Origin of the sequence: Kineosporia sp. NBRC 101677 (assembly GCF_030269265.1) — a bacterium.
Lineage (GTDB): Bacteria > Actinomycetota > Actinomycetes > Actinomycetales > Kineosporiaceae > Kineosporia > Kineosporia rhizophila.
In genome coordinates this window covers 484,000-495,375 of record NZ_BSTA01000001.1, presented here as the reverse complement: position 1 = coordinate 495,375, position 11,376 = coordinate 484,000, and the positions used below count along the sequence as shown (strand labels likewise).

The window sequence follows — 11,376 nt, the reverse complement described above, 5'->3', positions numbered from 1 at the left end:
GTCCGGCCCCGCTTCACCGCCGTCCTCCCCGGCCCGAGAAACCCTGCATGGCCGAGGGGGTGAGGACTGCTGTCATCGTCGACGACGACCCGGAGATCCGGATGATCCTGCGCGCTGCGCTGGAGTCGACCGGGTTCACCGTGTTCGAGGCGGTGACCGGGCACGACGCGGTGGGTCTGGTCCGGGCCCACAATCCCGACCTGGTCACCCTCGACCTGGTCCTGCCCGGGTTCGACGGGGTGGAGGTCTGCCGCCGGATCCGGGAGATGACCGACGCCTACATCATCATGATCACCGCCAGCTCGGACGAGGCGGACCGTCTGGTCGGCCTGGCCACCGGCGCCGACGACTACGTGACCAAGCCGTTCAGCCCGCGTGAGGTGCAGGCCCGGGTCGCCGCGATGTTCCGCCGCCCGCGCCGGGTCACCCAGCCGGCCCCGGCCGCGACCTTCGGTACCGCAGTGCCTTCCGGGCCGGTCCAGCCGGACCTCGGGGCACGTAGCTATCTCAACCCGGGCCGGCACGTCGCTCCCCGGCCGGCGACCGCGGGCCCCGAGGGCCGGCACGCCTACGCCACCCCCGGGGGCCTCACCGTGCCGGACGCCCCGCCCTGGGTCGCTTCTGCGGAGCCGGAGGTCGAGCCGGGGATGCTCCGGCACGGGCAGCTGACCATCGACGTCGAGGGCCGGATCGCCACCCTGGCCGGTACCGAGCTCCCGCTCACCAAGATCGAGTTCGACCTGCTCGCCACCATGACCGGCAACCCGCGCCGGGTCTGGCGCCGGGAGACGCTGCTGAACATCGTCTGGGGCGGGCAGTGGTCGGACCATCACGTGGTCGAGGTGCACATCGGCAATCTGCGCCGCAAGCTCGCGGACGTGGCCGGGGCCGGGGTGCCGATCATCAAGACGGTGCGGGGGATCGGCTACCGGATGGCGCCGGTGGACCCGGCCCAGTCGGCCGGGCACCACGCCGGGCTTCCCACCACCTACTGATCTTCCCGGCGGGCCCTTCGGCATCGAAGAGCCCGCCGTCACCCGGCGTCAGGCCGGGCCGAAGCGCTCGATCCGGACGTTCCCGGCCGGGAGGCCGAGCGAGACCAGCAGCTGCGAGGCGTGTTCGGTGAAACCGGCCGAACCGCAGACGTAGGCCACCGGACCGGGCAGGGCGGCCAGCAGAGGTTCCAGATCGGCCGCGGCCAGGCGTCCGGCCGGCCGGCCGTCCGGCGGGGCCTGCCGGGTGTGCACCACCGTGGTCTCGGAACCCCACTCGCCCTTGTAGTACAGGTCTTCCGGACGGCGGACCGAGACCACCGCCCGCAGCGGAACCGGTTCGCCGACCGAGTGCCAGTAACGCCGCATGGCCATCAGCGGCACCACCCCCGAGCCGCCGCCCAGCAGCAGGGCCGGGGTGTCGCCGCGCCAGATGAACCATCCGCCGAAAGGCCCGCGCAGTTCCACCTCGTCGCCCACCGAGATCTCGTCGTGCAGGTACGGCGAGACCTCCCCGTCGGCGATCCGCTCGACCGTGAGCTCCACCTCACGCCCGTCGAGCGGGCTCGAGGCGATGCTGTACGAGCGCTGGGCCGTGGAACCGTCGGGGGCGGTGAGCCGGACGTCGTAGTGCTGGCCGGGCACGTGCCGGTCGACCACCTCGCCCGCTCCGGCGGTGATCTGCAGCCGGAACGTGCGGGCGGTGGCCGTCTCGTCGCGAACGGCCGTCACCGTGGCCGGGCGCCAGACCCGGCGGGCCCCGGAGGCCGGCACCCTCCGGGTCACCGCGCCGAGCGTGGGCAGCGGTGGCAGGGCCGGCAGGTTCTCAGTCACCCGAGTACCGCTGTTCCAGCCAGGGGTCGCCGAGCTCGTGGTAGCCGCGCTGCTCCCAGAAACCGGGCTCGTCGTGGTCGAGCAGCCGCAGGCCGCCGATCCACTTCGCGCTCTTCCAGAAGTACAGGTGGGGCACCAGCATCCGGACCGGGCCGCCGTGCTCGGGCGGCAGCGGCTTGCCCTCGTGGTCCCAGACCAGCCAGGCCCGGCCCCCGGTGACCTCGGCCAGCGGCAGGTTGGTGGTGTACCCGGTGTGACTCCAGGCCACCACGTGGGTGGCCTCCGGCAGGACCCCGGCCGACTCCAGGAACGTGTCCAGGCTCACCCCGGAGAACGAGGTGCCGAGCTTGGACCAGCTGGTGACGCAGTGGATGTCGCCCTCGTAGGAGGAGGGTTCCAGCTTGTGCGCGGCCTGCCAGTCCCAGGTCTTCGCCTCCTGCACCAGGCCGTCCACCCGGAAGCTCCAGTTCTGCGCCGTGAGCTTCGGGCTGACCTCGGCGGTCAGCACCGGGAAGCTGCTGCCGGTGTCGTACTGCCCCGGGGGGAGCCGGGGGTCCGGCAGCTGCCCGCGGCCGAAGCCGAGTCGTGCCATGGCTTGTCCTCTCCAACGCTTAAGCGGTTCAACGCCCTTCGGGCCCATTCTCCTGCAGAGAGCATCGTCGCAGGTAGCGGTGGCCGGGTGCGGATCAGGGGGAAATTCGTCCAACACTTCGGGTAGCGCGATCCGGGCAGGGATGCGCACTATGGTCGGCGTGTCGGTCGAAGATCTCGCCCCTGAGGCGGGTCCAGCGGACGGGCCGGTGAAGCACCCACACCCGGGACAGCCCCTCACCGAGTCCGATGCCGAAGGCTGGATCCCCCGAACCTGTTTCAAACACGGTCCGCCCCGCCGGGTCGGCATCGAACTGGAGTTCCAGGTCCATCGTGACGTCGATCCGCCGGAGCACCTGGCTCCGGACAAACTGCGGCGGCTCCACGAAGACCTGAGAGTCCAGCCCCTCCGCTCCAGCTTCACGGTCGAGCCCGGCGGGCAGGTCGAGCTCAGCTCCCTGCCGGCCGATCATCTGCCCGCGGCGATCGCCGACGTGGAAACAGATCTCGCCCTGATCACCGAGGCCGCCCGCCGTCACGGCGCCCGGCTGGTCGGCACCGGTATCGACGATCTCCCCCGGCCAAGGCGCTTCCTGGCCGAACCGCGCTACGCGGCGATGGAGGAGTACTTCGACCGCACCGGTACCGCCGGCCGGATGATGATGCGTTCCAGTGCCTCCGTGCAGGTCAACGTCGAAGCGGCGCGGACCGGGGCCGCTCCCGGCGACCTGGAGCGGCGCTGGGACCTGCTGCACGCCATCGGCCCGGCCACCGCCGCGGCCTTCGGGCGGCCCAGCCGGCACCCGGTGGACGACCCGCGGTTGCGCGGGTATCGCCTTCTGCGGCAGGCCATCTGGCGGGAGCTCGACCCGGCCCGCTGTCACGGTCCGGTGGTCCGCCCGGGTGAAGCGCTTCAGGACGCCTATGCCCGTTGGGTTCTCGATGCTCCGGTGCTCGCGGTGCGGCGGCAGGGCCGGCCGTGGACGGCGCCGGCCGGGCTCACCTTCCGGCAGTGGCTGCGCCAAGGCCCGCGAGCCGTACCGGACGCGGGGCCGCCGACCGTCGAGGACCTGAAGTTCCACATGACCACGTTGTTTCCGCCGGTGCGGGCGCGTGGCCACTTCGAGGTGCGCTATCTCGATGCCCAGCCGGGGCCCTGGTGGCGGGTCGCCGCCGCCGTCGCCCCCGCTCTGCTGGAAGACGAAGCCGCGGCCGACGAGGCGCTGGCTGCCTGCGAACCGGTGCGCCAACAGTGGGATCTGGCGGCCCGGGCCGGGCTGGGCGACGCCCGCATCGGTCACGCCGCCCGTGGAGTGCTGACCGCGGCCGCGTACGCGCTGGACCGGGCGGGGCAGCCCGGGCTGGCCGCACAGACCGCCGAATACCTCGACCGGGTCGCGCTGCGCGGGGCCGGGCCGAACGCTGCCGAGGAGGAACGCCCGTGCTGACCGAGAACCCCGACCAGCTCCGGGAGCGATTGGCGGCCGACCTGATCCGGGCCCGGGAGCGCACGAAACTGCTCACCGCGGTGGACGACACCGAGTTGCTGCACCAGCACTCGCCGTTGATGTCGCCGCTGGTGTGGGACCTGGCTCACATCGGCAACCAGGAAGAGCTGTGGCTGCTGCGTGATGTGGCCGGCCGCGACCCGCTGCTGCCCGAGACGGTGGACCAGCTCTACGACGCGTTCCAGCACCCCCGCAGCACCCGGCCCAGCCTGCCGCTGCTCGAGGCGGTGCCCTCCCGGCGCTACGTGGACGAGGTGCGGGGCAAGGTGCTCGACGTGCTCGAGCGCATCCCGCTGCACGGCCGCCCGCTGCTGGAGAACGGTTTCGCGTTCGGGATGATCGTCCAGCACGAGCAGCAGCACGACGAGACCATGCTGGCCACCCACCAGTTGCGGGCCGGTGAGGCGCTGCTGACCGCGCCGCCCGCCCCTGCGGCCGAAACCCTTCTGCCGCAGGAAGTACTTATCCCCGGTGGGCGGTTCGTGATGGGCACCGACATCGAACCCTGGGCGCTGGACAACGAACGTCCCGCGCACGCGGTCGAGGTGCCTTCGTTCTTCATCGACGCCACCCCGGTGACCAATGCCGACTACCTGGCCTTCGTCGAGGCCGGCGGCTACGAGGATCCCCGGTGGTGGCACCCGGACGGCTGGAAGCACGTGCGCGGCGCCGGGTTGTTCGCCCCCCAGTTCTGGACCCGTGAGGGAAAGTCCTGGCACCGAAGGGTCTTCGGGCGTACCGAGCCGCTGCGGCCGCAACAGGCTGTGGTGCACGTGTGCTGGTACGAGGCCGACGCCTACGCCCGCTGGGCCGGCCGACGGCTGCCCACCGAGGCGGAGTGGGAGAAGGCCGCTCGCTTCGACCCGGAGTCCGGGCGTTCCCGGCGATACCCCTGGGGAGACGACGATCCCACGCCGGACCACGCCAATCTCGGCCAGCGGCACCTGGAACCGGCCGATGTCGGTGCCTATCCGGCCGGAAGGTCGGCCCTGGGTGTTCATCAGCTGATCGGCGACGTCTGGGAGTGGACTTCCAGCGAGTTCGCCGGGTACCCGGGCTTCCGGGCCTGGCCCTACCGGGAGTACTCGGAGGTGTTCTTCGGCGGCGGCTACCGGGTGCTGCGCGGCGGCTCGTTCGGCACCGACCCGTCGGCGCTGCGCTCCACCTTCCGCAACTGGGACCACCCGATCCGTCGGCAGATCTTCAGCGGCTTCCGCACCGCCCGGTCGGCGACGCCGGAAGAAGCCCATGTGTAGGCATCTGGCCTACGTCGGTGCCGAGGTCCGGGTCGGTGAGCTGGTCACCGACCCGCCCTTCGCGCTCACCCGGCAGGCCTGGGCGCCCCGGCGGCAGACCCACGGGATCATGAACGTGGACGGGTTCGGGCTGGGTTGGTACGTGCCGGGAGACCCGCACCCGGCCCGGCACCGCGGCGACGGCCCGGTCTGGGGCGACGAGACGTTCGCCGACCTGGCCCGCACGGTGCGCACCACGGCGCTGCTGGCGGCGGTGCGCTCGGGCACCGAGGGCATGGTCTCGGGCCGGGGTGCGGCCGCCCCGTTCCGGTCCGGGCCCTGGCTGTTCAGCCACAACGGCGCACTGCCGGGCTGGCCGGAGTCGGGGGCCGAGCTGGTGAAGGAGATCGACCCGGTGCGGCTGCTGCGGCTCGACGCACCCACCGACGCAGCCGCGCTCTGGGCGCTGACGCTCGGGCTCCTGGAGGCCGGGGCACCCCCGGGTGAGGCCTTGGCCCAGGTCGTGCGACGGGCCCTCGAAGTCACCGGCGGGCGGGTCAACCTCCTGCTCACCGATGGTCGGCGCATCGCCGGAACCACCGCTGGGGCCAGTCTCTCCTACCGTGAGACCGACGGTGGGGTGGTCGTGGTCTCGGAGGCGTACGACGACGAGGACGGCTGGCACGACGTGCCCGACGGCCGTCTGATCACGGTGGACGACGACGGGATCGGCGTCCACGTCCTCTGAGCGAAAGGCCTTCATGCCGTACCGCTTCACGGATCTGCTGCCCGAGGACTTCTCCGACTCGGCCCTGCGCGCAGATGTGCGCAAGGGGCTCACCGCCCGGCCGAAACAGCTTCCCCCGAAATGGTTCTACGACAAGACCGGCAGCGAGCTCTTCGAGGAGATCACCCGGCTGCCGGAGTACTACCAGACCCGTAGCGAGCGGGCGATCCTGCAGGCCGGGGCGGCCCGGATCGTGGCCTCGGCCGGGGCCCGGCACCTGGTCGAGCTGGGCTCGGGATCGTCCGAGAAGACCCGTCTGCTGCTGGACCACCTGCGCGCGCCGGGCTCGGTCTACACCGCGCTCGACGTCAGCGGGAGCGCCCTGCGTCAGGCCGCCGAGGCGCTCGGGGTGACCTACCCGGATCTGCGGATCGAGGCCGTGCGCGCCGACTTCGAACAGCATCTGCCCACCGTGCTGGGCGACGGGCTGACCGGGCGGGGGCGGGGCGGCCGGCTGGTGGTCTTCCTCGGCGGCACGATCGGGAACCTGCAACCGGCCGAGCGGGCGGCGTTCCTGGCCGGGGTGCGGGCCGGGCTCGATCCGGGCGACGCCTTCCTGCTGGGGGCCGACCTGGTGAAGTCGCCCGACGTGCTGATCCCGGCCTACGACGACGCGGCCGGGGTCACCGCGGCGTTCAACCTGAACCTGTTGCAGGTGCTGAACAGCCGTCTGGGAGCGGATTTCGACCCGGACGACTTCACCCACCGCGCGGTCTGGGACGAGTCCCAGGCCTGGATCGAGATGCGGCTGCGGGCCGGGCGGCGGGTCGAGGTGCGGCTGGCCGAACTGGATCTGGTGGCCGAGTTCGAGGCGGGGGAGGAGCTGCGCACCGAGATCTCGGCCAAGTTCACCGCCGGGAGACTGGAGAGCGAGCTGACCGCAGCCGGTTTCGCGGCCGACGGCTGGTGGACCGACCCGGACGGGCAGTTCTCGCTCTCGATGTGGCGCCCGGCCTGAGCCTTCTCAGGACGACTGCAGGTCGTGGGCCATCCGGGCCTGCACCTCGAGGATCTCCTGGATCCGGACCTGCACCGAGTCCATCTGGCCGATGATCTCGCTGGTGTTCTGGATGCCGGTGGCCACCGCCCGGGCGTTCTGCTGGATCGCGGCGATCTGGTCGGACACCTGGCCGGTGGCCCGGGCGGTCTCCTGGGCCAGTTCCTTGACCTCGCTGGCCACCACGGCGAAGCCCTTGCCGGCCTCACCGGCCCGGGCCGCCTCGATGGTGGCGTTCAGGGCGAGCAGGTTGGTCTGGTCGGCGATGCTGGAGATGATCTTGATGACGTCGCCGATCGCGGCCGAGGCCGCACCGAGGTTGTCCACCTCGGTGCTCATGTCGCCGGCCCGCTGCACCGCCTCCCCGGTCACCCGGTTGGCGTCGCTGGTGGCGGCGCGCAGCTGGTCGACCGTGTCCAGCAGGTCCCGCGCCCCGGACCGCTCGGTCGCGGCCCGCCGGATCGTCTCCAGGCGTTGCGAGACCAGTTGCTGCACGTTGCGCAGGGCGCTCATCCGGGACTCGGACAGGGTGATCGTCTCGGTGGTGAAGAAGTCCATCGTGCCGATCACCCGGCCGTTCACGATGATCGGGAAGCAGATCCCCGACTTCACCCCGGCCCGGCCCGCGGCGGGGGCCCGCACGCAGTCGGTCAGGTCGGCCAGGTTGGGCACGAACACCAGGTCGCGGGCGCGCCAGGCGCGACCCGACAGCCCCACCCCCTCGGCGAAGCTGGCGGCCAGCGTGACCTTACGGAACTCCTCGCCGGCGGAGCCGGACTCGAGCTGGAACCGCAGGACGTCCTCGCCGTCGCCGATGCTCCAGTAGGAACCGTAGGCCCAGCCGAACGAGGCCCGCACAGCCTCCAGCGCCACCCGGGTGCAGCCGGCCTCGTCGTGCACCTGGTTGAGCTTGCCCACCACCTCGGTCACGGCCAGCCGGTCGTCGGCGATCTCCTGCAGTTGGGCCTGGGCGACGGCCCGGTAGACGGCCATGTCGGCGAGCCGGGCGATCTCCACGATCTTCTGCCGGCGGCCCGGGTCGGGGGCGATAGGCTCGGCCGAGAAGTACTCCAGCACGCCCCGCACCCGGCCCTGGTTGGTCACGGGGTAGAACATGCCGGACGCCATGCCCAGCGAGTGGGCCGCCTTGGTCCGCACCGAGCTGGTGGGGCCGATCAGGTCGTCGACGAACAACGGCTCGCCGGTGCGGAACGCCTGGCCGACCAGACTGGCGTCCACGGTGTTGCGCTTGCCCGGGAAGGCCGCGGCCAGGGCCCCGGCGATCCGGCCGGTCTCATGGATCATCCGGAGCTCGCCGCCGGGCTCAGGCAGCCAGGCCGCCCCGTAGTCCACCCCGCTGGCCTGGACGAAGGCGTCCACCGCGACCTGGTAGGCGCTCTCCTCGCTGGTCACCGAGTCCAGGGCGGCGATCACCTGGGCATAGGTCTCCACATCACGGGGAGCGCCGTGCCCGGCCGCCCCGTGTCCGCCTGCGCGTCCTCTGCCGAACACCTAGCCCACCCCCAGCGAAGTCGTGGGTCGAGCATCGGCCGTCACCTCCCGGGCCTTGAACGTTCTGGCCCGGAAGGTGACGACCGGCCGGGATCAGCCGGTGTTGCGCAGGCCGGCGGCGATGCCGTTGATCGTCAGCAGCAGCGCCCGCTGCAGGTCCGGGTCGGGGGTGGCACCGGCCGCGGTGGCCTCCCGGGAACGGGCCAGCAACGAGATCTGCAGGGCGTGCAGCGGCGCCAGGTAGGAGTCGCGCAGCTCCAGCGTGCGGCGCAGCACCGGCGAGGTGGACAGCAGCTCGCTCTGCCCGGTGACCCGCAGCACCTCGGCGACGGTGCGCTCGTGCTCGGCCCGGATCACCTCGAACAGCCTCGCGGCGTCCTGGTCGCCGACCAGGGTGCGCACGTAGCGGGCGGCGATCTGCATGTCGGTCTTGGACAGCGTCATCTGGACGTTCGAGAGGAAGGTCCGGAAGAAGGCCCAGGAGCCGTACATCTGCTTCAGCGTCTCCTCCCGGCCGGCCTCCCGGGCCGCCGCCAGGCCGCTGCCGACGCCGAACCAGCCGGGCAGGTTCATCCGGGACTGGGTCCAGCCGAACACCCACGGGATCGCCCGCAGGTCGTCCAGGCCGCCCGCACCACCGGGCCGCCGCGAGGGGCGCGAGCCGATGTTCAGGTTCCCCAGCTCGTCCACCGGGGTGGCGGCCACGAAGAACGGCACCAGCGCCTCGTCGCGGACCAGCGCCCGGTAGGCCGTCTGGCCCGAGCCGGCCACCAGGTCCATGGTGCTGTTCCAGCCGTCCAGCACGTCGGCCGGCAGCCGCGAACTGCGGTGCAGCACCGAGGCTTCCAGCACCGCGGCCAGGGCCAGCTCGATGTTCTCCCGGCCCAGCTGGGGCAGCGTGTACTTGTCGGAGATCACCTCGCCCTGCTCGGTGACCTTGATCGGGCCGTTCAGGCTGCCGTACGGCTGGGAGAGGATCGCCTCACCGGTCGGCCCGCCGCCGCGCCCGACCGAGCCGCCCCGGCCGTGGAACAGCCGCAGCACCACGCCGTGCTGGGCGCCGATGTCGCGCAGCGCCCGCTGGGCCCGGTGGATCTGCCACTGCGAGGCCGCGATGCCCGCGTCCTTGCTGCTGTCGGAGTAGCCCAGCATGATCTCCTGGACGTCGCCGCGGGCCGCCACCACCCGGCGGTAGGCCGGGTCGGACAGCAGCGCGTCGACCAGCGGGCCGGCCGCCTCCAGTTCGGTGACCGTCTCGAACAGCGGCACGAAACCGATCTTCGCCCAGGCCCCGTTGTCCCCCGCGGAGCTGCCGGTGTCGACCAGCCCGGCCTCCCGGGCCAGCACGACCACGGCCAGGATGTCGTCGATGTCCCGCGACATCGAGACGATGTAGCTCTCGATCACGCCGGGGCCGAACTTCTTCAGCGCGTTACGGATCGTCCGGAACAGCTCCAGGACGCCGGCGGCGGGTTCGGGGAGGGTGTCGACCCCCGCGCCGATCAGCGGCCGTCGGTGCGCCAGTTCCTTGGACAGGACCTTGATCCGGGTGGGCCGGTCGAGCTCGGCGTAGGGCACGTCGAGCTCGCCGAGCCGGTCGAAGAGCACCGCCAGGGCGGCGTGGTGGCGGCCGGCGTGCTCGCGCACGTCGAGCGTGGCCAGGCCCAGGCCGGCGGTGACCACGGTGCGCAGCAGGCGCAGCACCGGTCCGTTCGCGATCAGCTCACCGTCGTTGGCCAGCAGCGAGGCGCGGACCAGCTGCAGCTCCTCGATCACCTCGGCGATGTTCTGGTAGTCGCGGCCCGGCTCGTGCGGGGTGCCGTTCTCGAGCCGGTCACGGGTGCGGGCCAGGCGGACCCGGATGTAGCTGAGCTTGAGCCGGTACGGCTCCTCGGCGTTCAGGTCGATGAAGGCCGCGTAGGCCCCCGGCAGGGCCTGGCGGTCGGCCTCCAGGGCGGCCTGCAGCTCCGGGCTGATCCCGACCACCCGGGTGGACGGGGACAGGTCCAGGATCAGCTCGTCCAGCGCCCGGATCAGCTCACGGGCGCCGAAGTCGTGCTGCAGACCGAGGACGTCCATGGTCACCTCGGGGGTGACGTTGGGGTTGCCGTCCCGGTCACCTCCGGCCCAGGTGCCGAAGCGCAGGGGGCGGGCCTCGGCCGGCAGCTCGATCCCGATCGAGGCCAGTTCCCGGTCCAGCTCCTCCAGCAGGTCCGGCACCACCTGGGTGGTCAGGGTCTGCAGGTAGTAGACCGCGGTGCGGGCCTCGTCGGTCGGCTTGGGCCGCTCCACCCGCAGCTCGTCGGTCTGCCAGAGCAGGTCGACCAGCTCGGCCAGGCGGCGGTGGGTCCGGGCCACGTCGGTGGCCCGGCCGCGGGGGTCCTCGCCGGCCAGGATCAGGTCGGCGATCTTGCGCAGCAGGTCGAGCACCGAGCGACGGCTGGCCTCGGTCGGGTGCGCGGTGAACACCGGCCGCAGCTCGACCCGGGCGAGGATCTGGCGGACCAGCTCCGGGTCCACCTCACCGGCCTCGATCGCCTCACCGATCCGGCCCACCGCCACCTGCAGCGGCCCGGCCGGGCGGGCGGTCAGCTCCTGCCAGCGGTGCAGCTGCTCGGTGATGTTGGCCAGCTGGAAGTAGCCGGTGAAGGCCCGGGCCAGGACGATCGCGGTCGGGTCGTCCAGCCCCGACAGCAGACTGTGCAGCTCACCGTCGTCGGGTCGGCGGGCCAGCTGCCGGACCCGTTCGACCAGGGCCAGCAGCTCGGGTCCCTCGTGCCGGGTCAGGGCCTCGCCGAGCAGGGTGGACAGTTGCCGGACCGAGGCGCGCAGCGCGGTGTGCTGCTCGTCGGAGGCCACCCCACCGGCGAACTGACCGACGTCCGGCTCCCTGCGGTCGGCGTCCACCATCTGCTGGACG

9 protein-coding genes are annotated in these 11,376 nt (G+C 72.2%); 5 read left to right on the top strand and 4 right to left on the bottom strand.

The annotated features are described in order from the left end of the window. Positions 1 to 47: 47 nt before the first annotated feature. Positions 48 to 995 (top strand): response regulator transcription factor, encoded by a 948-nt coding sequence (locus QSK18_RS02260; RefSeq protein WP_269809392.1) that lies wholly within the window; start codon positions 48 to 50, stop codon positions 993 to 995. Positions 996 to 1,043: 48 nt separating this feature from the next. On the opposite strand, the gene QSK18_RS02255 is transcribed toward QSK18_RS02260, so the two are convergent. Both QSK18_RS02255 and QSK18_RS02250 read right to left on the bottom strand, forming a co-directional pair. After that, positions 1,044 to 1,826, bottom strand: coding sequence for a ferredoxin reductase (locus QSK18_RS02255; protein WP_285616432.1), 783 nt, complete (start codon positions 1,824 to 1,826; stop codon positions 1,044 to 1,046). After that, the gene (locus QSK18_RS02250) at positions 1,819 to 2,418 is read right to left on the bottom strand and encodes a sulfite oxidase-like oxidoreductase (RefSeq protein ID WP_232808212.1); all 600 of its coding nucleotides are present in this window, start codon (positions 2,416 to 2,418) and stop codon (positions 1,819 to 1,821) included. The genes QSK18_RS02255 and QSK18_RS02250 overlap by 8 nt, the downstream gene beginning before the upstream one ends. 160 nt (positions 2,419 to 2,578) lie before the next feature. Here QSK18_RS02250 and QSK18_RS02245 point away from each other — a divergent pair, with 160 nt between their 5' ends. Genes QSK18_RS02245 through egtD form a run of 4 tightly spaced genes read left to right on the top strand, consistent with a single transcriptional unit; the run spans position 2,579 to position 6,905 of the window. Continuing rightward, positions 2,579 to 3,865, top strand: a complete 1,287-nt coding sequence (locus QSK18_RS02245) for a glutamate-cysteine ligase family protein (protein WP_285616431.1) — start codon at positions 2,579 to 2,581, stop codon at positions 3,863 to 3,865. After that, a complete protein-coding gene (gene egtB, locus QSK18_RS02240; protein WP_232808210.1) occupies positions 3,859 to 5,181 on the top strand; it encodes an ergothioneine biosynthesis protein EgtB in 1,323 nt (440 codons plus the stop codon). Before QSK18_RS02245 ends, egtB begins: the two co-directional genes overlap by 7 nt. Further along, positions 5,174 to 5,908, top strand: a complete 735-nt coding sequence (gene egtC, locus QSK18_RS02235; RefSeq protein ID WP_232808209.1) for an ergothioneine biosynthesis protein EgtC — start codon at positions 5,174 to 5,176, stop codon at positions 5,906 to 5,908. Before egtB ends, egtC begins: the two co-directional genes overlap by 8 nt. A gap of 13 nt (positions 5,909 to 5,921) precedes the next feature. After that, positions 5,922 to 6,905: an L-histidine N(alpha)-methyltransferase gene (egtD, locus tag QSK18_RS02230; protein ID WP_285616430.1), complete on the top strand. Its 984-nt coding sequence runs from the start codon at positions 5,922 to 5,924 to the stop codon at positions 6,903 to 6,905. 6 nt (positions 6,906 to 6,911) lie between these two features. On the opposite strand, the gene QSK18_RS02225 is transcribed toward egtD, so the two are convergent. Together QSK18_RS02225 and ppc are read right to left on the bottom strand one after the other, a co-directional pair. After that, the gene (locus QSK18_RS02225; RefSeq protein ID WP_285616429.1) at positions 6,912 to 8,456 is read right to left on the bottom strand and encodes a GAF domain-containing protein; all 1,545 of its coding nucleotides are present in this window, start codon (positions 8,454 to 8,456) and stop codon (positions 6,912 to 6,914) included. Positions 8,457 to 8,549: 93 nt separating this feature from the next. After that, entirely contained in the window at positions 8,550 to 11,366 is a 2,817-nt protein-coding gene (ppc, locus tag QSK18_RS02220) for a phosphoenolpyruvate carboxylase (protein ID WP_352396455.1), read from the bottom strand. Positions 11,367 to 11,376: the final 10 nt, after the last annotated feature.